Here is a 23,517-nt window from a genome sequence, read left to right on the forward strand (position 1 = left end):
GTTTGCTTTGTACATACTTCCCTAAAATTTGCCTGATTAGGAACCTAATTTCCAACCGAATCCCATCCCGAATCTCGCTGGCGGACAGGTTCATCGCCGAATATACGACACCAAAATTCCATTAAATCTTTCGCCACTTCATTGCGGGTTTCGAAATCCATCTCCGTAAGACGCTCGTATTCGCCAGGAGAAAACTTCTGATCCAATATGGCATGAGCGAGAGACTGCTTAAAGTCATCTTCCGTAAGCATGCAAGAGGGGTGCCGGAGTGCTTTCAAAATATTCGAACCCACGTCCAGATCTCGAATTTGAGAAAACCACCATTCACTTAGCATTTTCTCGAATGCGTGAAATTTGTCGTTCATTTTTTGTTCGGATACATCGTGTGGAGATTCCAGTAGCCATCGGATCTTTGAATGAACACAGCTTTTAGGGTGCCATCCGTAAAGTCAATTATACTCAAAGTTCCGGTGCCCGTTGGGCCCGTTCTAGTTTTTCCAAATAGATATTCTCGATAGTTCGCACCAAGCGCATCCTTCAATGGCACACCTTCAATCACGAAGAAATCTTGTCCTGTTAGAATCGCGTTTTGTCGTTTCGCCTCAAAATTTGACGTTCCGCGAATATATTTTTCAGCCAACAACATCGCCGGATCGGTAAGGAATTTGGTCGCATCCCGCGCCGTCTTGTGCTCGTTGCGACTGTAATAGTCCGTAGTAGTGCCGGTAATCGGATCTTTTTTATTTAATGCGCGTTCATCAATCGCTCGCTCAGTAACACGAGAACCATGACGCCCCGGCGCATGCCCCTCGCGGACCAGTCGGTCAAGTTCAATCCGAACATCCAGTGCTCCGCGTGCATTGATGTCGGCGTCCAAATTCCCTGTGCGACCGAACTTCTGATTCAAGTAAGCTCGGACTGCGTCTCCTGGCGGTGGCCGAACGAGGCCTCCAACTCTTCGGAACGTCGAAGCAAGAGTTTGTGCGGTCGCTCCACCCCTCGGCGCCCAGAAGCCCTCAACGGGTGCCATGGCATCGGCGGCATTTGATGCGACAACAACGTCGTTCGTCGCCAGATACACGCCGGCTGATACGGGGCCACCAATGGACATCTCCCCCTGAGCCTTCAGGAAGTTCAGCAGTCCTTCCTTCTGAGCCTCTTCCGCACGAGCCGCCGCCATCATTTCCGGCGTGATGGCAGACATCTGCGGTCCGCTATCGATGCGCGCCTGGTACTCCGTCATCGCTTGAGCAGCTCGCGCTTCGCTAGCTTCTCGGAAGCTCCACACCGGCTCCGACTGCCGAGCCCATGCCTCCCGAACGCGAGCAGCTTCGGACTTGCCCTCGATTACAACTCGTTCGAATTGCAGGAGCGGAGTTTCTTCAATGAATTTGCCTCCAGGCTTGTCTCGCCACAGAACTGGTCCACTCAATCCGTAGCCATCGCTCCGCTTCCATCCATCGGGATAGCCCCCCTCCTTGAATCTCACGCCCGGCTTGTTGGCCAGGGCAGCCGGCACGAGGTCGTCGCCCTCGGTGAAGGGTGGGTCCGCCCCAAGTTCCAGCTGTGACAGGTTGCGGTCGATGTCATCCTCCACCGTGCCGGACGCGCTCTGCCATTCACCCGAAGAGGCAATGGCGCTTGCACCCACGCCACGCCAGTCCAACCCCTCGACGCTGATGCCGCCCTGGCTCATATTCAGTCCCACCCCGCTCCCGCTCTCACCAAAGCGCGCGCCAGTGAGCGCATAAGGGCTGGCGCCCTTGATGTCTTGAATGGCGCTTCGGACAGCATTCTTGTAGGCGGGGTCCTTCGCCAATTTCTGCAGAAGCTCCCTGTCTTTCACGGGGTCGCCCGTCGGCTGGGGCGCCGCCTCGGCGGCCTGGTTGCGCAAAGACAAAGCCGCACTCTGCTGATACATCGTCATGGAGAACATCGCCTGCGAGGCCAGCGTCTGGTCCATCATCTGCGTGAGCCAGTTGCTGGTAGCTATGTTGTTCATCGCGATGCCGATGGAGCGCTGGATCGCCTGTCTCAAGCTCTCGAACCCCGCCATATTGGCCTCGGACCAGTTCGGGTCCACCGCCCCGATGGCTTCGCCGGCGCTGTAGGGCCGCCAGGTCTGGCTGTTGTTGTGGATGTTGGTGACCTTGTTGGGGATGACCAGCACACGGCCCGCCTGTTGCGCGCCGTCGCCCAGCAGGCCGTTGGCCTCGGCGATGAGGTACCACAGGCTGGAGTCGCCCCACAACGCCTGCGCGATGGCACGCAGCGTCTCGCCGTCCTGGCGCACGGTGTAGCTGCCGGCGGCACTGCCGGGGTAGCTGTCGTTGATGGGCTCGTAGTTCTGGTCGAAGTCGGCGCTGGTGACGGGGCTGGGGCGCTTGTAGCGCTCGCGGCGCTGGTCGGCGGTTTCGGGGATGCCCTTGCGGTGCAGTTGCTCGGCGTAGCTCACGCGCAGCTTGTCTTCGGGCGTGTTGCCCACGTCGCCGATGCGGCGGCCATCGGCGTAGTAGAAGTAGTGCGCCATCGAGCCGCTGGTGCGCTGCAGCACCTGGCCGTTGGCGTTGGTGCGGTAGCTCTGGGTCTGGCCAGTGCCGGCGTCGGTGTTGCTCTTGAGGTGGCCGTTGATGTCGTACTTGAGGGTGCTGGCCGTGTTTTGGTTGGCCGTGTACTTGGTGATGATGGACTGCTTGGTGTCGTCCCAGTAGTCGTACTTGTAGGTGGTGGTGGTCGCAAAGGTGCCGGCACTGTTGCCTGCAGGCTGCTGGACCACGCTGGCCAGCGCCCCGGAGCCCGTCTGGCTGGTCGCGCTGTCGGTCTTGTCCTTGTAGTAGCTGTAGGTGACGGTGTAGTTCTTGCTCGTGTCGCTGAGGTTGCGGATGTCGCCCACGAAGCTCTGGGTGAGCAGCCGGTTGTCGTTGTCGTAGGTGCTTTGGGTGGACTGATGGTTGAAGAGGTCGGTGAGCAGCGTGGTGCGGCCCACGTCATCGACCTTGCGCGTAGCCACCAGGCCGTTGATGTACGCCGTAGTTTGCGCGGTGGTCAGCAGGTAGCCGTCCTGGCTGTAGGTGTAGGTTTCGCTGACGGTTTGGGCACCGGCGACGAGGTAGGGATCGTTATAGGTGGCCAAGCGGCGCTGGCTGACCTTGTCATAACCCAGCTGGGTGCCCTCGGTGCCGCGCTTAATGACAACACCGGCGTCACCCAGACCGGTGCCACGCGTCGTGGTGGCCACGCCGGCGCTGGTCTCCAGCCGCCCCTTGCTGACGACGAATCGGTTGAGCTTGTCGTAGGCGTACCAGTAGTCCTGCGTGCCGCCGCCGAGCAGCCCGGCCAGGCCGTCCCAGTAGGTGGCGGTGATGCGGCGGCGGTTGCCGACGGCGTCGAACTCGTAGGCCACGTCGAAGAAGTTGGGGTCGCGCACCCGCGAGATGCGGTTGAGCTCGTCGTAGGTGATGGTGGCGTTCTGGTAGGCGGTCGTCTTGGTGCCGTTGACGAGGCTGAAGGTGCCTTCGGCGACGCGGTTGCCGGCGTTGTCGTAGGCGTACTCGCTGGTGATGCCTTGCGTGTTGTCGGTGAAGGAGCGGATGTAGCCGTTGGCGTAGTAGGTGTAGTCGACGCTCTGGCTGTTGCTCTGGCCCGTGTGCACGGTACTGGTCTGCTTGACGAGCTGGGCGGCGCTGTTGAAGGTGTAGGTGAACTGCGCGCCGCTGAGGTCCTGGTGCCAGGTGGTGTGGCCGAAGTAGTCGACCTTGTCGATGAGGCTGCGCCCGTCGGCCTGCAGCGTGGTGCGCACGTAGCCGCCGGTGGTGGTGGCCGCACCGCCGGCACCGGCCAGGCTGGCGATGCCGCTGGCGCCGGCCTGGCGCAGCTCGTAGGTGTAGCCCGTGACGAAGCCGTTGCCGGAGACGGTCTGCACGACGCGCTGCAGGGCGTCGTAGTCGGTGCGGGTGGTGATGCTGAGCGCGTTGGTAGCGGTCAGGCGCTGGCCGAGTTCGTCGTAGGCGTAGCTGTCGCTGAGGTCGCGGCCGGTGGCGAGGGTGTCGCTGGTGGCGTTGGCCAGGCGTTGCACGCCCTTGCGGGTGACGGTGGTGAGCAGGCTGCGCTTGTCGAAGCTGCGTTCGGTGACGGCGCCCTCAGCGTCGGTGACCTTGCGGGCGTCACCGAAGATGTCGTACTGGCTCGTGCGGATGCCGCCACCAGTGGCGTTGTACGCGTCGGCGTTGCCGCCGGCGGCATCGAATTCGCTCACGACCCGGGCGTCGTCGCCGCGGCTGCCGGCCAGGTATTGCACGCGGCTCAAGTTGCCATTGGCATCCAGCATGGTGGTGTGCCGGCCCAGCAGGTCGTAGCCGAACCGGGTCTCGGGGCGGGCCCGGTAGCGATAGCCGTTTTCTGCGGTGACGAAGGTCTCGGGGTCGAGCTTGGCGATGAGCTGTCCCTGGGTGTTGTATTGCAGCGTGGTCTTGGCGCTGGCAAGTTGGTCGGCGGTCAGGGCGGTCAGCGCGGATTGGTTCTTGCTCTTGCGGTCGTCGTTGATGGCCGCAAGCATGCGCTCGGCCACGCGTTCGTCGCGCTCCTCCACCACGTCGCCGAAAGCGTTGAAGGATTGGAAGCGTTTGATGGTGACGCTGGGTTGGTTGGCGAGTACCGCAATTAGTTGTTGGATTCGGGTTCCACCAGACCCGTCAATGGCGATCTGGCCGTCTTGCAGCAGCTCCTCGTTGGTTTCATTCAGGTAAGTATAGCCCGCGCTTGTTTTTGGATACAGCCGATAGGCGTAAGTATTGCCAGGAGAAACCAGACCACGGCCATCTATGGAGAACCATGTATAGCCGTCCTGCCCGTTCTGGGGCGGCTGATATGTACCGGTAGCCACGCGCCATTGCCCGTTGATCCACAATTGCGCCTGGGGGATATTTCTGCCCTTGACATAAAACTCAAGCGGCATGGCATTAGGATCCGCGTAATTCGTTTCCTGCGATAAGGTGCCGTCAGCATAAAGGCGCAGGCGCAGGGTCCCTGCCGTGTAGGGCCATCTGAAGTATTCATACTTCAAGAAAAGCACGACGGATCCGCTGGCTGGCCTGTATGAAGAGAGGTCTACCGCAGCTGGACAATTCGGGCTGGTACCGAGCTGCAAACATGTATACCGACCAAGATCGGTGTAGCTGGAACCGTTAGTACTTAATGAGAATTGATAGTCCGCATCTTTTCCGAACCCAACCGGGTCCTGAAAATTGACGGCCACACGATTACGATCCGTGCCAGCGGGATATCCCCCCGTGGGAAGTGTGAGCGAATGAGAAACAATGGTTATGTTGCCTTGGTTGTCGACGCTAAATTGGCCGGCGCCCTGGCTTTTTACGCTGCACCCCACGCCATTTACTGTGGGCGCCCCTAGATTGAAAATAGATGTGCCTCTGGTATAAAAGAATGTATGAAGACCCGTGCCTTTGTATGACTCCAAGTTAATTGAAAACGCGCCGCCTTGACTTTTAGAGCTGCTCGCCAATGGTGCCCATGGGTTGGTTCCCGTGTAGAAGTCAAACCAATCTCCAGCATCCAGCTGGAAATTAATCCTCGGCGCTGATCCACTGATTGTCGTGAATGTTCCCAGCGGAATTACATTCCCCGCTTGCAGATTCGCCGGCTGCATGGGCTGCCATGCCGGAACCCAGGATTGGTCATACAGGCTGCTCATCGTCACCGCGCTCTTGAGCACATCGATCTGCGGATCGACGGTCTGGGTGATGAGGTTGCGGGAGTTGTAGATCGAGACCCGCGAATACAGCGGCAAGGTGACGGTGTCGGCCGGGTTGCGCTTGCCGGAGGTGGCCTGCTGCAGGGTGAGGTTGCGCAGGTCGATGGCCACGTCCAGCCCGGCCACCTTGTAGGTCGCATCGCCATTGCCGCGGATCTCACGCGTCATGTTGCCGTTGGCGTCATACACATAGAACTTGATCGCCCCGTCGCCCGAATTCGTCTTCACGACCTTGCCCAGCGTGGAGTACTCGGCGAACTCCTCCCAGCCGTCGCCGATGCCCTTGGCGCTGAACTCGCCGAAGGCGTTGTAGCGGGTCTTGCGGGTCTCGGCCGCGGCGGTCTTGTCGCTCTCCCAGTGCTTCTCGACGACGATGCGCCCGGCCGCGTCGAACTCGTAGCTGGTGATGATGTCGCGCAGCTTGGGGGCGCTGGCGGTACTGTCCGAGCGGCGCACGTCCTTGTTCACGCGCCGGGCGAGGTTGCCGTTGGCGTCGTAGGCATAGGTCGTGATGGCGCCGGCGGCGTCCGTCGTCTGCACGAGCAGCCCGTTGGCGTCGTAGCCGCTGAGCGTGATGCGGTCGTCCGTCTCGACGGTGGTGTCCTTGCCGCGCTGGATGCGCCGCTTGACCTGCCCCAGGCCGTCGTACTCGGTGTCGGTGGTCGGACGGACGTTGGCGTCCAGGTAGTCCACATACCCCGGCGCCTCGCGGTGTGTCTCGCGGTTCAGGCCGTCGTAGCTGATGTCGGTCTGCTCCCAGGTCAGGGTCGTGCCGACCTCCGTGGCCAGCGCCTGGGTCTGCGTGACGGCGCCCAGGCCGTTGTACTGGTAGCGGGTGATGGCGGTCGTCGTGCTCTGCGTGCGGGTGCCGCTGGCGTCGACGGTGTCCTGCGCCACGTTCAAGAGGCGCTGCTCGGTGACGCGGTCCAGCCGGTCCAGGCTGACCTCGGTGATGCGGTTTTGCTCGCCGGTAGGCACGAACTGCCCGGCGATGACGGGGATGAGCTGCGCCGGGTCGTTGGTGGCGCCGGCGCTGGCCAGCTTGTCGGCCTGGCGGGCGTAGCCGCCGGGCAGCATCGCGGCGTAGCGGGTTTGTTTGGTGGCGACGTTGCCTGCGTGGCCGTACTCCCACGCGATGGCCGCGCCGCCGGCGTCGATGGACAGGGTCCGCCGGCCGTTGCCGTCGAAGTACTCGAAGCTGGAGTTGTCCCGCCCATCCTTGCGCTCGGTGAGGTTGCCCACCGCGTCGTAGAAGAAGCTCTGCAGCACCGTGTTCTTCGGCGTCAGGCCGCTGATGACGAAGGCGGTGTTGCCGTCACCGCTGCTCCAGGCGTAGAGGCTGTCCAGCGAGGTCTGGGTCTTTCGGTTGAGCGCGTCGTACAGGGTGCGCAGCGTGCGGTCGTTGGCGGTGTCGGCGGTGGTCGCGGGCGCGCTGCCCACCGGGTCGAGGGTCACGCCGTCGGCGATGCGCGTGGCGTAGACGGTTTGCACGACCTGGTTGCCCGCGGCGTCGTAGCTGGCGCGCGAGGCGACGCGGTCGGCGCTGATCTCCAGCGTCTTTTGGTCGAGCGCGTCGTACCAGGCCACGGAGCGCCTGCCACCGCTGACGGTGAGGCCGTCGGCCTGGAGCTGGCCGTGGCTGACCTGCTCGATGAGGTTGCCGCGGGCGTCGTAGCGCATCGCGTCGGCCGGCGTGACGGTGCTGGTGCTGCCGTCGGCGGCGGTGGCCGTGTAGCCCATGCCGATGCGCCGGACCAGGCGGTCATTGGCGTCGTAGGCCATCTGCGTGGTGCGCTGTTCCGGCAGGCCCTTGGCTTCGATGCTGGTGATGCGGTTGCCGCGGCTGTCGTACTGGTATTCGTTGACGACGTCCTTGAGCGCGCCGGTGCCGTCCTTGGCCTGCACGGGCAGGGTTTCGGTGCGCAGGCGCCCGAGGCGGTCGTAGGTGTAGGTGACGGCAGCGCCGAGCTTGTTCTTGACGCTCAGGCGCTGGCCGTATGCGTCCAGCACATCGGTACCCTCGACGTAGTTCTCGGCGTCGGTCTCCTGGAGCAGGCGGCCGTTGCGGTCGTAGGTGCGGCTCGTGAGGGCGTCTGCCGTGGCGGCGGTGAGCACGTAGGCCCCATTGGCCTGCGCCGCGGTGGCCAGAACGACGGCCTGGCCGCCCGAGAGCGTGCCTTGCACTTTGGCGTCCACGCGCAGGCTGCTGGTGAGGTTGCCGAAGGCGTCGTAGCCATAGGCGGTGAGGTAGCGCTGTGCATCGACGGCCTGCAGCAGGCGCCCGGTCTTGTCGTAGACCTGGTAGCGCTTGAAGCCGCGCGCATCGGTGATGACGCTGGCGCGGCCGAAGGCGTCGTAGTCCGTCGCGGTGACGCCGCCCAGCGCGTCGGTGACTGTCGTGACGCGGCCGGCGGCGTCGTAGCCGTAGTCGGTGGTGTAGAGCTTGCGCAGCGCGGTTTGCGCCGCGGCCTTGGCATCGGCGGCCAGGGTGGAGAGGTCAGCGGCGTAGCCCAGCCGCGCGCGCTCGGCCTGCTCCCAGGCGCCGGTGCCTTCGGCCAGCGCGACGCCGCGGGGGTCGATCTCGTGCCACAGGCGGCCTTGGGCGTCGTACTCGTAGCGCGTGGTGCTGGCCAGTGCCGTGCCGTCGGCGCGCGTGATCGAGATGCGTTGGCCGGCGCCGTTGTAGCCGTAGCGCGTCGTGCTGGCTTGCCCCACCACGTTGCTGGCCAGGACCTCGGTCTCCAGCCGGCCGGCGGCGTCGTAGGTGAACTGGGTCTGCACGCCATTGCCGTCGGTCTCAACGCTCAGTCGCCCGGCGCGGTCGAGTTCACGGATGACGCTGGTCGCCGCACCAAGACCCGGAAGTGCAGCCGTCAACGTGTTCAGCACGGGGGCAAAGGCAGCAGGCGTGTAGCTGCCGCTGCCACTCAGGCGGCTGGCATAGCGCAGTGCCGTCGTGCGGGCGTTGGCGTCGTCGTAGCGCGTCTCGGTGACATAGCCTTCCGCGTCAACCGCAAAGCGCTGGCGGCCCGCTGCGTCGTAGGCAAATTGAGTAACGCGGCCTTTGAGCGGCGGGATCTCCTCGACGTTGTCGACGTAGCTGATCGTTTGACCTGCTGGCAGGTCTGAGGCGCGCGAGACGGCAAACTCAACCCGAACGGACTGCCAGTCCGTCGTCGGCTCGACAATCGTTGCCGCCAAGCCACTGGCGCGCGACGTGCCTTTTTCATAGACAAAGACGCGCGCGCCGGTGGCGGTTGACTCCATCTCGATGCTGTACGTCTTGCCCGGAACGTAGACCCCGATGTCCACCTCCACAAACGTTCCGGCGGGTAGCTGTCGGCACTGGGTATAGACGTGGCCGTTGTTCTTGAAAATCAGGGCCGCTCGGCTCATACCACCAGCCCCATCCTTGAGCATGATGTGCGTCGTCTGCTGGAGGTGCACCGGCTGATAGTCGAGTTTGAGTACAGACCCCACCGGCATCTGCTTTGGGCTGGTCATGAGCGCATAGCCGCCGTTCGGCAAGGGCTCGCTGACCAGCTTGAGCCGCCCGGCTTCCCATATGCCGACGGAGCCCCCTAGCCCGTCCATGTCCCTGTTGAACTCGCGTTTGGTCGGCGAATAGATCGCCGCGAGGTCAGCCTCGCTTGGCACGGTGCCGACGCTCCAGGTCCAGGGCTGCTCGTGCTCCACGCTCGCCACGATCCGGCCTGCCGCGTCGTAGCGCCGCTCGCTCACGAAGCCTTCTGCATTGACGACGAACCGCTGATTGCCAACCTTGTCGTAGGCGTAGCGGGTGACGTGATCCTTGGCATCGACCTTGACCAGCTTCCCATAGATCGCGGAGGCCGACATGCCCACGCTGACCCCGGTGATGATCTGCTCGTACCTGCGTTCCAACACGAGCCGGTTGGCACCGTCGTACTTGCGTTCCGTGACCTGCCCCAGGGCGTCGACGCTGTAGATCAAACGGCCATCGCCGTCGTAGGAATTGATGCTGAGCTGCTCGGCCGGGCCGGCGCTCAATATGTCCAGAGCAGTACGCAGTTCGTCGTAGGTCTTGCTGGCCCAGCCCGCCGCCAGCGTTGTGGCATAGGCCCGGATGGCCGTGACACGGCCTTCACCGTCGTAGTCATATCGCGTGGCGGCACCAAGGGCGTCGACGCCGTAGCGCAGGCGATCGGCGTTGTCGTAGCTGTAGCGGGCCGTGACGTTGTTCTGCGAGTCACGCTTCAACAGCAGACGCCCGGCCGCGTCGTACTCGTAGCTGGTCTTGAGTTTCAGCCCGTCGGGGTCGACGGTCTCGGACGTGCGTCGGCCCAGGATGTCGTATGCATAGGCCACCTTGCGGGCGGAGGTCGTGCCGGCTCCGTCGATGACGGTGAGCACTCGGCTCTGGGCGTCGTAGCTGTAGCTGGTCTTGAGCTTGAGCCCGCCGGTCACGTCGTCGACGATGACGTCGGCAAGTTCACCCCTGGCGTTGTAGACCTGCGTTGTGACGGTGCCGCGAGGGTCGGTGATCTTGAGCTTGCGCCCCTGGCCGTCGTACTCGTAGCGGGTCTGCAGGTTCAGCCCCACACCGTTGACCAGCGGGTCCACCGTCTGTATCAGCACGCGGTTGGCGGCGTCGAAGCTGTAGCTCGTCGTGCTGGCGGCCCCGTCATTGATCGGGGCACCGCCGGCGTTGGCCTTCAGTCCCTGAACGACCTGGACGAGGTTGTCGTTGGCGTCGTAGCCGTTCTGCGTGACGTTGCCGAGCGCATCCGTCACGGTGAGCAGGTTGCCGTGGGCGTCGTAGGCGTAGGTGGTGGTCGCCCCGGCGCCGTCGGTGACTTTGTAGACCTGCCCGTGGCGGTTGTACTCGGTGACGGTTTGGATACCTGCCGTCTTTACCGTCAGCTTGCGATTGACGGCGTCGTGGGTATAGGTGACGGTGCTGATGGCGCGATCGACACGGGTGACCGTTCGATCCAGCGCGTCGTACGTGGTCGATGTGGTGCCGGCCGGCCCGGCGATCGTGATCTTGCGCCCGGCACCACTGTCGCGCAGATAGGTGTACTGAGTGATCCGGTTGAGTTCGTCGGTGGTGTTGTAGAGCCGGCCGAGGGCGTCGAAGGTTGCGCCCGTGATCACGGCGCTTGCCAGCCCCGGGCCGCTGCGTTCGGTTCGAGTGGCGTTGCCACGCCGGTCATAGCCATAGTCCAGCGTCAGGCGGCGCGCGTTGGCGGTGCCCACAGGATCGATGTCGCGGATCTCTTTGCTGAGTTGGCCGAAGGCGTTGTAGCTGTAGTCGGCCTTGTTGCCCAGCGCATCGATGGCTTGCTGGATGAGGCCACGGCGGTTGTAGGTCGCCGAGCTGCGGTTGTCCAGGCCGGCGTTGTTCAGCGCGGCAATCGCGCTTGACAGCGAGATGTCAGCTGCAGGCGCACGGCTCACAACCGCTGTGTCAACTTTGCCACCTACCAGACCGGTGGCGTCGGCCACCGAGAGTCGCTGGCTGTGCGTGACCGTGGCCTGCACTTCACTGAAGTTGCTGTAGATCGTCTCCGTGACCTCGCCACCCTTGATCGGGTCGCGCAGGATGGCGTAGACCTGACGGCCTTGCGCGTCGTAGTAGAAGAAGGTCTTGTTGCCGCGCGCATCGGTCACGCTGGTTCGGCGGCCTGCAGCGTCGTAGGTGAAAGTGGTGCTTGTGGCATCGCCTTCGATCTGCGTGCTCTGCACGCGGCCCCAGTCGTCGTAGCCGATGTTCTGCTTGCGATCCTCGCCCGAGCCCTTGGCCAGCGTGGTGGATTTGAGGCGCTGAAGGCTGTCGTAGTCGTAGAAGGTGACGGTGCCGTCCGCTGCCGTCTCCTGCTCCAGCAAACCCCGGTTGTTGTACGTCTTGCTGGCGGACAGGGGCAACTTGGGACTGCTCAACGAGGTCCGCAAGGCATCGGTGAGGTCGCTGGCCTTGAACAACTTCAGACTTGCCGGGCTGCCACTGACCACCGGCTTGATGGCCTGGGCGAGATAACTGATGCTTCCAGCGGGCCGGCCTGCGGTATCGAACTTGTACTCTGTGAGATAACCCTCGGCGTTGACTTGGGCGATTTGGCGGCCCGCTGTGTCATAGACCCACTGGGTGAACTCGTCGTCATTCAATGGCGCGAGGGCTTGCAAGTCGGCCAGCGAGGGGTTGGCACGCTGTGCATCGCTCAGAAGGGCGGAGCGACGCAGCTGCGAGAGCGTGTTGCCCGCCGCGTCGTACTTCCAGACGGTGAGGCCGCCGTCGCCGTCTACCCGCGCGGCAAGGCGCCCCGTGGCGTCGTACAGGTTGCGTGTCGTGCGGTCCCGCGCGGCGTCTGCCGTGGGCGCTGACATGGACGGACCACTGGTGCGCGTGGTGCCCTGGGTTGCATCCAGGCGCGTGACGGCCACGGCGGTGGCATAGCGGGTCTGGGCCGTCAGCGCCGAGGTGCCGTCGTACTTGTTCTCGGTCAGGTAGCCGTCGGCGTCCAGCGTGCCGGCCAGCCGGCCGGCGGCGTCGTAGTAGAAGGTCGTGACGCGGTCATTCGTTGCATCGACCGCGGGACGGACGTCTGCCACCGTCTTGGCGGTGGGTTGGCCCTGGGCGTCGCTCAAGCTGGCCCGCGTGGCTTCGCTCACCAGCGTGGCGTAGGCCACCGTCTGGGTCAGCCGCCCCGCGCCGTCGTAGAGGTATTCGGTGAGCTGGCCGTTGGCGGCGATGTCGGCGCTCTTGCGACCGCTGACGTCGTACAGGGTGTGACTGGAGACGCTGGTGGCGTCCTGCACGCGGCGCAGCTGGCCCACCGCGTCATAGAAGTACTTGGTGGCGCCCAGCGCCGTCTGGCTGACGGCGCCGAGCACGTCGCTGGACACGAGGCGGCCCATCGTGTCGAAGATCTGCACCGTGGTCAGGCCGTTGTCCAGCTTGACGGAGGTCTTGCGATCCGAATCAGCGTACGTATAGAGCGTGATCGCGGCGTTCGCGTCCACGCTTTTGGTCACGCGGTTCAGCCCGTCGTACAGATAGGTGGTGCCGTTGCTGTTCGTGTCCTTGCTGGAGAGCAGTCGGCCGAAAGCGTCATAGCTGGTGAATGTCTTGATCGCCCCGCCCGGCGTGGCAACGCCGTTGGACAGGGCCATCGTCGTGTAGCGGCGCTGCTCCTTCACCTGGCCGCGCAGGTCGTAGTCGAACTCGACGATCTGGCGATCCAGGCTCTGCGCCTGGGGACCGTTCACCCAGCTCTCGAGCGAAGTGAAGCTGGGATTGGGGTCGCTGAAAACAGCAGCCGTGTACTGCACCTGGCGTGCGAGCAGCCCCCAGCCGTTGTAGACGTAGCGTGTCACTTCGCCCTGCGGGCCCAGCACATAGGCCAGGCGCCGCTTGGCGATTTGCGTCGTGTCGTAGATGTACTGGGTGGTGCGCGCACCGCTGGCCTTGAGCGGGCCGGCGACGCCGTCCGGGTCGGCAACGGTGTAGGTCGTCTCTGAGGCGAGCAGGCCCGTGCTGGTGTAGGTGCGCTCCAGCACGTTGCCCGCCGCATCGGTCCGGCGTGCCAGCTTGCCGGCGCCGGCGTACTCGTAGGTCGTGACTTCGCTCTTGGCGTTGGTGCTGGTCAGCACGTCGCCGTTGTCATAGGTGTAGCTTTGCTTGAAGCTTGCACCGCCGAGCAGTGCGCCGCTGATCTCTTCCAGCTGGCCGCTGTTGACGCCGCCGAGGTATTTGAGCGTGGTGACCTGGCCCAGGGCATCGGTCACCGTGGTGGTGCGGTTGGTGGTGTCGTAGACGAAGCCGGTCTTGCGGTTCTGATCGTCCGTGATGGACTTGACGCGGCTGTCGGGCCAGTAGTCGATGGTCTGTGTGTTGCCATCTTTTTGGGTGATGGTCTGCAGCCTGCCGTTGGCGTCGTAGCCGTAGCTGACGGTATAGGTGCTGCTGTCGGTGGTGTCTTCGGGCGTCAGGTCGGTGGTGACCAGGCTGAGCCGCCCACCGGTGTAGCCGTAGCTGGTGACGCTGCGCGTCTGTTGCGCGCCCTGCGCATCCTTGTAGCTGGTGGTGATCTTGGACAGCTGCGTGCCGGTGTAATTCAGCGTCACCACTTCGTCGGCCGTTGAGCTGCCAGCCTTGAAGGTGGACAGGCTGCTGATCAGGCCGCCGCCGTCGTAGTCAACCTTGACCAGGTTGCCTTGGGCGTCGCTGACCTGTGAGAGCCGGTAGATCTCCCCGTCGACATTGGCGTAGGTTTCTGCCGTGCCGGTATCGCCATCGGTCCAGGTCCAGACGCCGGCGCTGTAGCTCAGGCTGTCGAACTGGCCCGAGCCCTCGGCCGTGAGGTACTTGCCGGTGGCGGTGTCGAAGGAGTACGACGCCTCATGGCCGTCCGCATCGGTGCGCTTGATGCTGCTGCCGGTGGTGTTGACGGTGCCCACGCGCCCCGACACGCGCCGGTAGTAGCCGACGCGCCAGCCATCCCCGTTATCGCCGTCCCAGCCGCCCTGGCTGTTGTAGGTGCGAAGCAGGTCGACGTCGGGGCCGACGCCCACCAGGTATTCGTCGCGGTCCTGGATGACGAGGTTGCCGTTGGCTGCATTGACGGTGATCTGTTCGCCGGCACGCCCCGTGGCGGCCTGTCCCATCCCGCCCGCCCCGCCCAACACGTCCTTGGACGTGTTGACCAAACCATTACCACTGCCGGTGACCACTGAAACCATGTCTCTCTCCCAAGGATCGGTACTACTTAGGTAATCCAGGGACGGGACGGGTTGTTTAGCTTCCGTTTCAAATTGTCACATCTCGGCGCCAAGCAAATGCCTGCGAAAGAAGCCCACCGTTCGCTCTACCCATAACGCCGTCGTCGTCGGCCGATCAAACCCCGGCGGGTCGCACAGCAGGTCGCATTCCAGGCGGCCAAGGTTGTCGGCCGGCGGCGGCGGTGCCAGCAATGCGCCATGGCCGGCGCCTTGCAGCGCAGCGATCAACTCGCAGCCCTGGCAGGCGGCCAGCAGCGGGTCGCTGTGAAAACGCGGCAGCAGCCAGCGGTCTCCATCGGCGGTGATCAGGCCCAGTGGCACGCGCGGCTTGGCGAGGGTCGCCAGATCGAAGTCGGCTGCCGCCGGCACGCCGGCCACGACGGCGGCGATGCGCGGGTCGTTGTGGACCTGCGGCGTCGCGTCACGGAACTTCCAGTCGAGCACGTGCCGGGCCACCCAGAGCTTGAGGCCATCCAGCGCACCGCCGGTCAGCCGCGTGGCCAGGCCGATGCAGCTGTAGAAGTCTTCCGCGAGGTCCTTCTCGCAATGGGCGCGAAAGCGCTCGGGCGACCAGGCGCCGCCGGCCAGGCTGAGCATGGTGTGGCCACCGGCCGACATGCCGAAGCCGCCGACGCGGTCCAGCTTCAGGCCGGCAAAGCGTGGGTCGGCGGCAACGCGGTCGATGGCATGGCTGATCTCGGCGGGGCGCTGTTTCCAGCTGTCGGGGCCGGGGCGGCCGGGGTCAGTCCAGTTGTCGCCGCGGTGCAGGGGCAGCACGACCGTGAAGCCGGCCTCGACCAGGGCCTTGGCCAGGGTGGTGTGCACCCACGGGCCGCCGCCCGAGCCGTGCGAGATGGCGATGAGGCGGCCATTGCCGGGGGCCGGTGGCGCGTCGGGTGCCAGCATCAGCTGCAGGTCGCCGCGCGTTTCAGGCCGGCCGGCGGCGGCGGTGGGATAGAACAGCGTGACGGCGCCGCCGTCATCGTCGGCGGGCAGAGTCAGTGTGCCGACGGTGGCGGCGTGCGCGGAGGCACTCAGCGCCAGGCTGGTGAGCAGGAAGCGGAAGAACATGGCTGGCTCCTCGGAAGTTGAGAAGCCCTCAGCCTCGGCCACCCTGCCCGCTATGTCTGGCCGAAACCCGCGCTTTGCAGGTTTCGGCGCTGCTTTTTAAGAATCGGCCAGCGCTTTCTGGCGGAATTCGGTGGGCGTCAGGCCGGTATCGGCCTTGAAGGCGCGGTTGAAGGGGCCGATGGAGCCAAAGCCCACGTCCAGCGCGATGGTCAGCACCGGCAGCTGGCGCTCGCTCGGGTCGGCCAGGCGGCGCTTGGCCTCAAGCAGGCGCAGGCCGTTGACGAAGGCATTGAAATTGCGATGGCCCAGGCCCTGGTTGATGACGCGGCGCAGCCGGTACTCCGGCGTGCCGAGCTGCTCGGCCAGGCTGGCCAGGCTCAAACCCTCCTGTGCGTAGCCGCGGCCCTCGCCCATCAGCCTGGCCAGCGCGGCAGCGACCGCCCGGTCTTGCGGGTCCTCGGCTGGCGGCGCGGAAGGCGGCGGCGCCGCGACGTCCTCGTCCCACAGGCCAGACACGCGCGGCCGCAACAGTTGCCAGGCGACGAGGCTGGTCAGCGTCAGCATCATGGCCACGTCGCCAAGTGCCGCGGCACCGCTCAACGTGCCGTTCGGTGAGCCGATGCGCAGGGCCACCATGACGACGGCATAGCTTGCGCCACCGCCCACGACGAGGCCGCGCAGGCGCCGGCGCTTTTCAACCAGGTCCACCCGCCATGGCCCCACCACGGCGGCCAGGCCCAGCGCCGCGAAAGCGATGGGCAAGGCCCGCAACAGCACGAAGGCCGGCCACCAGCCCCACCACAGGCAGATCGTCGCGCCGAACAGCGCGACGGCGGCCCACAGCACGGCATGCCAGGCGCGCAGGCGAAAGCCGTCCTCGAAGACGGCGCGCGCGAACAGCCAGAACAGCACGGCAGAGCCGAGCGAGATGCCGATGCCGGGCGCCTGGACGGCGCAGCGCAGCTCGTGTTCGACCCAGGGCGAGGCAGAAATGGCCTGCACGGCAGAGGACAGCGACAGCGCGATGCCCGTGCGCACGAGGTCGGCATGCCGTGGGTGCCGCCAATGCGGCAGCAGCACCAGCACAACGAGGATCAGCACGGCAACCAGCGCGCCGCGCAACCCTGCGTCAATGAGTGCCATGCAGCAGCTGGGACACCGCGAAGGCCACGCCCAGGCCCACGCCAAGCCACGCGACCTGGGCAAAGGTCTCGCGCCAGGCCAGGCGCTGCTGCAGCTGGGGCAGCAGGTCGGCCACCGAGATGTAGATGAAGCTGCTGGACGCCAGCACCAGCAGATAGGGCAGCACGCCCTCGAAGCCGCCGATCAGGAAGTAGCCCAGCACGCCGCCGACGACCGCCGCCATGCCCGAGATCGCGTTGAACAGCAGCGCCTTGCCGCGGCTGAAGCCGGCGTTGAGCAGCACGATGTAGTCGCCCACCTCCTGCGGGATCTCGTGGGCGACGATGGCCAGCGCCGTGGCGAAGCCCAGCCGCGTGTCGGCGAGGAAGGCGGCCGCGATGATGGCGCCGTCGCAGAAGTTGTGGATGCTGTCGCCCACCAGCACGGTCAGGCCACCGCGCCCGGCCTGCTCGGCGTCGAAGTGGTGGTGGTGGTGGTGGCCGTCGCCTTCGTGATGGTGAACGTGGCGGTAAAGCTCCACCTTCTCCAGCAGCCAGAAGAACAGCAGGCCGCCCAGCAGCACGGCGAACAGCACCTGCGGTTTGGCTGTGTGGCTCTCGAAGGCCTCGGGCAGCACGTTCAGCAGCGACGTGCCCAGCAGGATGCCGGCCGACAGGCTGACGAGGCTCTTGACGAGGCGGGTCAGCACGCCGACGGTCAGGCTCGCGGCAACGAGCACCGACAGCAGCCCGCCCGCGAAGGTGGCGAGCACGATGTAGAGAAGGGTCATGGAATCAGGCAAAAGCAACGGGCCACAGCCATGGACTGCGGCCCGAGGGCGGTCAGCGTAGCAGACGGGTCAAGCCACACCACATTTCTTGAACCAGGCCAATGCCCGCGCCCAGGCGTCGTCGGCCGCGGCCTTGCGGTAGCTGGGGCGGTAGTCGGCATAGAAGCCGTGCGGCGTGTCGGGGTAGACGACGAACTCGCATTTCGTGTTGCCCGCCGCCTTGAGCGCGGCTTCGAGCTGGGTCAGCGTCTCGACCGGGATGCCGCCATCGGCCGCGCCGTACAGCGCCAGCACCGGCGCCTTGATGCTCGCGGCGCGCTCGACGACAGTCTTGTCGCCAGCTTTGTAGTTGCGTGCCACCGGGCCGTACCAGGCGGCTGCAGCCGTCAGCCTGGGGTTGTGGGCCGCATAGGACCAGGTCGTGCGCCCACCCCAGCAAAAGCCGGTGATGGCCAGCTTGGCGGGATCACCGCCGTTCGCCGCCGCCCAGGCGACCGTGGCGTCCAGGTCGCCGTTGACCTGGGCGTCGGCCGCCTTGGCGACGACCTCGCTGACCAGCTTGGGAATGTCGGTGTAGGCGCCGGCATCGCCGTGGCGGGCGAACAGCTCGGGCGCGATGGCCAGGTAGCCCTGCTTGGCCAGCCGCCGGCAGACGTCCGCGATGTGCTCATGCACGCCGAAGATCTCGCAGGCCACCAGCACGACCGGCAGGTTCTTCTTGCCCGCCGGCGCGGCGCGATAGGCCGGCATCTGGAAATCGCCCACGGGGATGCTGACCGGACCCGCCTCCAGGCCCGCCGTGTCGGTGGAGATCGTCTGGGCCGTCACCGGCAGCACGGCGGCCGCGAAGCCGCTACCCACCGTCGTCTGCACAAAGCTGCGGCGGCTGAAGTCGCGGGACGGCGCGAGGCTGTCGATCTCGTCTTTCAAGGTGGGGGCTCCAGAGTGAGATACGAAGGGAGCGTCAAATTTTGCCCCGACAATCCGCCGCCATGACGACGCGCCCTGATCCAGCCGGCCGAATCTGGGCCTCCATCGACATCGGCTCCAACAGCTTCCGCCTGGAATTGGCCCGGTTGTCGGGCGAGCGCTACCAGCGCGTCAGCTACATCAAGGAGGCCGTGCGCCTGGGCGCCGGCCTGGACGCACAGGGCATGCTGACCGAAGAGGCCATGCAGCGCGGCCTGAATTGCCTGCAGGGCTTCGGCGAGCAGCTCGTCGGCATCGCGCCGGAGCGCATCCGCGCCGTTGCGACGCAGACCCTGCGCGAGGCGCGCAACCGCAACGCCTTCCTGGCCCGTGCCCAGGCCGTGCTCGGCCATCCCATCGAGGTCATCGCCGGCCGCGAGGAAGCGCGGCTGATCTTTGCCGGCGTTGCCCGGCTGCAGCCCTCCGACAAGCCCCGCCTGGTCATCGACATCGGCGGCCGCTCCACCGAGATGATCCTCGGCCGCGGCCGCAAGCCGCTGCTGGCCGAGTCCTTCGGCGTCGGCAGCGTCGGGCTGTCGGTGCGCTTTTTCGCCGACGGCCGCTACACGGCCGAGGCCTTCCGCGCCGCGCAGGTGGCTGCAGGCGCCGAGCTGGAAGAAGCGCTGACCCTGTTCCGCCCCGAGCTCTGGCAGGAAGCCCTGGGTTCCTCGGGTACGGTTGGCGCGGTGTCGCAGATCCTGGCAGCCAGCGGCAAGACCGACGGCCGCATCACGCCGGACGCGCTGCGCTGGTGCATCGCCCAATGCCTGGCGGCCGGCTCGCAGGACAAGCTGCAACTGCCTGGGCTCAAGGACGACCGCCGTCCTGTCGTCGCCGGTGGCCTGTGCATCCTCTACACGCTGCTGAACCAGTTCGGCATCGAGGAGCTGCTGCCCACCAAGGGCGCGCTGCGCCAGGGCGTCATTTTCGATCTGGTAGAGCGCCTGCAGCCCAGCGGCGCGCGCGACCCGCGGGCGGACTCCGTCGCCGAGCTGCAGGAGCGCTTTGCCGTGGACATGGCGCAGGCCGAGCGTGTGGCCAGCCAGGCCGAGCTGTTCTACCACCAGCTCACGCTCAAGCCCGCGCCTGAGCTGCTGCGCGAGTTGAGCTGGGCCGCGGCCCTGCACGAGGTCGGCATGCTGGTCTCCCACCACGACCACCACCGCCACAGCGCCTATGTCATCGCCCATGTCGACGCGGCGGGCTTCTCAACCAACCAGCTGCAGCGCCTGGCGGGCCTGGCCCTGGGCCAGCGCGGCGGCCTGCGCAAGCTGGAAGCGCAGCTGAGCGATCCCAGCTTGCTGGACCAGCTCATTGCGCTGCGTCTGGCCGTCATCCTCTGCCATGCCCGCACGGAGGCACCAGGCAGCCCCGGACTGGCGCGCGACGGCAAGCGGCTCACGCTGCAACTGCCCAAGGGCGGGTCGGCCGGCCAAGCGCGCACGCGCTTCCTGCTGAAGGAAGAGGCCGAGACCTGGGCCCGCAGCGGGCTGCTCGAACTCGTCGTGGCGTGAGCTCGCGTCGCCGGCTGCTCGCCTGCCTCGCGGCGCTCTGCATGGCGCTGCCTGCCTGGGGCGACGACGCCGGCAAATCGACCGCGATCGAAATCGACTCGTCGGACGATCCCAACGAGAGCGTCGTCTGGCTGGCCTATGCCGTCGGTCTGGCCAACTGGGCCAGCCAGAGCGGTGCGCTGGCACAGGCACCGCTGGGCATCCTGGAACCCAGCTTCGAAGGTGAGATGACCGCGCGCCGGACGCTGCTCGTCATCTGGCGGGAGCTGCTGCAAAAGGCACCCAAGTCCAGCGCCTACATGGACGCGCTGATGCGCATCGACGCGGCCGGCTATCTGCCGGAGTACGTCTGGACCGTGCACTGGCGCGGCAGCTGGAAACAGCCCCCGGCGAAGCTGCGCATCGCCGAGTTCTATGCCTGGCAGCGTCAGGAACTGATGGGCCATGTGCCGCGCACGGGCTCGCGCGTGCGCGTCGTCCTCACTCCGCCAGCGGCACCAGCCTCTGCTGCCAGCCGCTGACAGCACGACTGAGCGAACATGCCGGCTCCACACCCGGAGACCGCCATGCTCAAGACCTATACCGGCAGCTGCCATTGCAAGGCCGTGCGCTTCGAAGTCGACCTCGACCTCGCCGCCGGCACCGGCCGCTGCAACTGTTCGATCTGCTTCAAGACGCGCAACTGGAGCGCCAGCGTCAAGCCCGACGCCTTCCGGTTGCTGGCCGGCGAGGACGCGCAGAGCGACTACCAGTTCGGCTCGAACAGCGTGCACAACCTGTTCTGCAAGACCTGCGGCGTGCGGTCCTACGGCCACGGCTACATCGAACAGGTCGGCGGTGCCTTCGTGTCGGTCAAGGTGAATTGCCTCGACGATGTGCCCGCCGAGGAGTTGGTCGCCGCGCCGGTGCAGTACTACGACGGGCTGCACAACAACTGGTGGAACAAGCCCGAAGAGATTCGTCACCTCTAAAGCGCATCGGGCCCCTGGACGGCGTGCAGCGTCACCTCGGGTTCGCCGTCGCGCTGGCGCCAGCGCAGCCACCACACGGCGCCCTTCTTGACGGCCCATTCCTGGTCCACGCCGGCCAGCAAATGGGCAGCCAATAGGCCCAGCGTCGGCTGGTGGCCGCAGATCAGCACCGGCTCAGCCGACTTGGGCCAGCGTGAGGCCTCGATGAGGGCCGAGATCGGCGCATCGGGCGCGATGGACGGCAGGATGCGCACCTCGCGGCCCAGGGCCTCGGCCGTCTGCCGGCAGCGCAGCGCAGGGCTGACGAGCACGCGCGTCGTTGCGGCCAGGCGATGGTTGAGCCAAGCCGCCATGCGCCGGGCCTGGCGCTCGCCCTTGGGGGTCAGCGCGCGCTGCAGGTCATCCTGGCCAGGGGCGATGACTTCGGCTTCGGCGTGGCGCCACAGGATCAGGTCCATGGCGGGTCTACCCTTCTGAATAGCGCCGCATCAGGGCCTGCTGGGCGCTGACGCCGCTGTCGCTGATGCGCGCCGAGCGGCCATCCGGGCCGAGCTGCCAGGCGTCCATGGTGTCGTGCAGATAGGGCTGCAGCGCCTCATCGACGATGCGCTGGCGCAGGCGCGCGTCCTGCACCGGCCAGGCCACCTCGATGCGGCGGAACATGTTGCGGCTCATCCAGTCGGCGCTGGACAGGAAGAGCGCCTCGCCAGGGTCAGCCTCGGTGCCCTCTGCCCAGCGGAAATACAGCACCCGCGTGTGTTCCAGGAAGCGCCCGACGACGGAGCGCACGACGATGTTGTCGCTGACGCCGGGCAGCCCCGGCGGCAGCATGCAGGCGCCGCGCACGATGAGGTCGACCTTGGCGCCGGCCTGGGCCGTGCGCAGCAGGCCGTGGATGAGCTCGGCATCGGTCAGCGCGTTGATCTTCACGACGACGCGCGCGCCCTTGTAGCCGGCCAGGGCCGCGGCCTCCACCTGGGCCAGCAGCTCCAGCATGCGGCTGTGCATGTTGAAGGGCGCCAGCAGCATGCGTCGCAGCGCCTTGAATTTGCCCAGGGACGCGAGCTGGCGAAACACCGAATCGGCATCGGCCGTCAGGTCGGCATCGGCCGTCAGCAGGCCGAGGTCGGTGTACAGGCGCGCCGTCTTGGGGTTGTAGTTGCCGGTGGAGATGTGGCCGTAGCGGCGCAGCTTGCCGTTCTCGCGCCGTGTGATCAGCAGCAGCTTGGCGTGGGTCTTGTAGCCGACGATGCCGTAGACGACCTGGGCGCCGACGGCCTCCAGCCGCTCGGCCCAGTTGATGTTGGCTTCCTCGTCGAAGCGCGCCTTCAGCTCCACGACGGCCATGACCTCCTTGCCACGCCGCGCCGCCTCGATCAGCAGGTCCATCAGCTCCGACTTGGCGCCGGTGCGGTAGATGGTCTGCTTGATGGCCAGCACCTCGGGGTCGACCACCGCCTCGCGCAGCATCTGCACGACGGGGTCGAAACTTTCAAAGGGATGGTGCAGCAGCACATCGCCCTTCTTGAGCTTCTCGAAGATGGACTTGTGGCGCGGCAGCCGGCCGGTCGGCCAGGCCGGTTCAAAGGGCGTGAAGCGCAGCGGCGGCGCGTCGGTCTGGTCGATCAGCTCGTTCAGCCGCACCAGGTTGACGGGGCCGTTGACGCGGTAGAGCGCCGCATTGGGCAGGCCGAACTGCTCGAGCAGGAATTCCGACAGCTCGGCCGGGCAGGTGTTGACCACCTCCAGCCGCACCGCGCGGCCGAAATGGCGCGTCGTCAGCCCGGAACGCAGCGCGTGGCGCAGATTGGCGATCTCCTCCTCATCCACTTCCAGGTCGGAGTCGCGTGTGACGCGGAACTGCGAGAAGGCCTCGACCTTGCGGCCGGGAAAGAGATCTTCCAGGTGGGCGCGGATGACGCTGGTCAGCAGCACGAAGGCCTGGCGGCCGTCGCTCAGGTTGGCCGGCAGCTTGATGACGCGCGGCAGCACGCGCGGCACCTTGACGATGGCGATGCGGTTGTCGCGGCCGAAGGCGTCCTTGCCCGACAGCCTCATGATGAAGTGCAGCGACTTGTTGGCCACCTGCGGGAAGGGGTGGGCCGGGTCCAGCCCCACGGGCACCAGCAGCGGCCTGACCTCGCGCTCGAAATACTTGGCCACCCAGTGCCGCTGCGGCTCGTCGCGGTCGGCGTGGTTGAGCACGACGATGCGCCGCTTGCGCAGCAGCGGCGTGAGCTGCTCGTTGAAGATCAGGTATTGCTCGTCGATCAGCGTGTGCGCCGCGCGGCCGACGCGTTCGACGTCCTGGCTTGTCACGGCGCTGAGCGGATCGCGCACGGCCTCCAGCATGTCGGCGAAGCGCACCTCGAAGAACTCGTCCAGGTTGCTCGACACGATGCAGACATAGCGCAGCCGCTCCAGCAGCGGCACATCTTCACGCTGGGCCTGGGCAAGGACGCGACGATTGAATTCAAGAATGGCCTGCTCACGGTTGAGCAGCTTCAGCGGGGTCGGGTCGGTCATGAAGAAAAGTGTATGAAGCTTGTGTGA

Annotated in this window: 11 protein-coding genes; 3 read left to right on the forward strand and 8 right to left on the reverse strand. The window is 65.8% G+C overall.

Translation table 11 applies throughout. The features are described from left to right. Nucleotides 1–44: 44 nt before the first annotated feature. The 6 genes from AC1DW0_RS12855 to AC1DW0_RS12880 all read right to left on the reverse strand — a co-directional run bounded on the left by AC1DW0_RS12855 (nt 45) and on the right by AC1DW0_RS12880 (nt 18,440). A complete protein-coding gene (locus AC1DW0_RS12855) occupies nt 45–365 on the reverse strand; it encodes a hypothetical protein (RefSeq protein WP_477946214.1) in 321 nt (106 codons plus the stop codon). Next, nucleotides 362–14,488, reverse strand: a complete 14,127-nt coding sequence (locus AC1DW0_RS12860) for a hypothetical protein (protein WP_477946216.1) — start codon at nt 14,486–14,488, stop codon at nt 362–364. Before AC1DW0_RS12860 ends, AC1DW0_RS12855 begins: the two co-directional genes overlap by 4 nt. 75 nt (nt 14,489–14,563) lie before the next feature. Beyond that, nucleotides 14,564–15,598: an alpha/beta hydrolase family protein gene (locus AC1DW0_RS12865; RefSeq protein WP_457349462.1), complete on the reverse strand. Its 1,035-nt coding sequence runs from the start codon at nt 15,596–15,598 to the stop codon at nt 14,564–14,566. Nucleotides 15,599–15,694: 96 nt separating this feature from the next. Beyond that, on the reverse strand, nt 15,695–16,741 hold the full coding sequence (locus tag AC1DW0_RS12870; protein WP_477946218.1) for a helix-turn-helix domain-containing protein: 1,047 nt from the start codon (nt 16,739–16,741) through the stop codon (nt 15,695–15,697). Continuing rightward, complete coding sequence (locus AC1DW0_RS12875) at nt 16,728–17,510, reverse strand: ZIP family metal transporter (RefSeq protein ID WP_056198584.1); 783 nt, start codon at nt 17,508–17,510, stop codon at nt 16,728–16,730. Before AC1DW0_RS12875 ends, AC1DW0_RS12870 begins: the two co-directional genes overlap by 14 nt. Nucleotides 17,511–17,579: 69 nt before the next feature. Beyond that, nucleotides 17,580–18,440, reverse strand: coding sequence for a dienelactone hydrolase family protein (locus AC1DW0_RS12880; RefSeq protein WP_457443538.1), 861 nt, complete (start codon nt 18,438–18,440; stop codon nt 17,580–17,582). A 62-nt stretch (nt 18,441–18,502) separates the two neighbouring features. Here AC1DW0_RS12880 and AC1DW0_RS12885 point away from each other — a divergent pair, with 62 nt between their 5' ends. Genes AC1DW0_RS12885 through AC1DW0_RS12895 form a run of 3 tightly spaced genes read left to right on the forward strand, consistent with a single transcriptional unit; the run spans nt 18,503 to nt 20,964 of the window. Then, entirely contained in the window at nt 18,503–19,993 is a 1,491-nt protein-coding gene (locus tag AC1DW0_RS12885) for a Ppx/GppA phosphatase family protein (protein ID WP_056198589.1), read from the forward strand. Beyond that, nucleotides 19,990–20,514, forward strand: a complete 525-nt coding sequence (locus AC1DW0_RS12890; RefSeq protein WP_477946220.1) for a hypothetical protein — start codon at nt 19,990–19,992, stop codon at nt 20,512–20,514. The genes AC1DW0_RS12885 and AC1DW0_RS12890 overlap by 4 nt, the downstream gene beginning before the upstream one ends. A gap of 45 nt (nt 20,515–20,559) precedes the next feature. After that, nucleotides 20,560–20,964 carry a GFA family protein gene (locus AC1DW0_RS12895; RefSeq protein ID WP_477946222.1) on the forward strand — a complete coding sequence of 135 codons (405 nt, stop codon included), beginning with the start codon at nt 20,560–20,562 and terminating at the stop codon, nt 20,962–20,964. On the opposite strand, the gene sixA is transcribed toward AC1DW0_RS12895, so the two are convergent. Both sixA and ppk1 read right to left on the reverse strand, forming a co-directional pair. Beyond that, nucleotides 20,961–21,422 (reverse strand): phosphohistidine phosphatase SixA, encoded by a 462-nt coding sequence (gene sixA / locus AC1DW0_RS12900; protein WP_477946224.1) that lies wholly within the window; start codon nt 21,420–21,422, stop codon nt 20,961–20,963. The genes AC1DW0_RS12895 and sixA overlap by 4 nt on opposite strands. 7 nt (nt 21,423–21,429) lie before the next feature. Beyond that, nucleotides 21,430–23,490: a polyphosphate kinase 1 gene (gene ppk1 / locus AC1DW0_RS12905; RefSeq protein WP_477946226.1), complete on the reverse strand. Its 2,061-nt coding sequence runs from the start codon at nt 23,488–23,490 to the stop codon at nt 21,430–21,432. Nucleotides 23,491–23,517 lie beyond the last annotated feature (27 nt).

This window comes from Roseateles sp. P4_D2, from assembly GCF_056401875.1.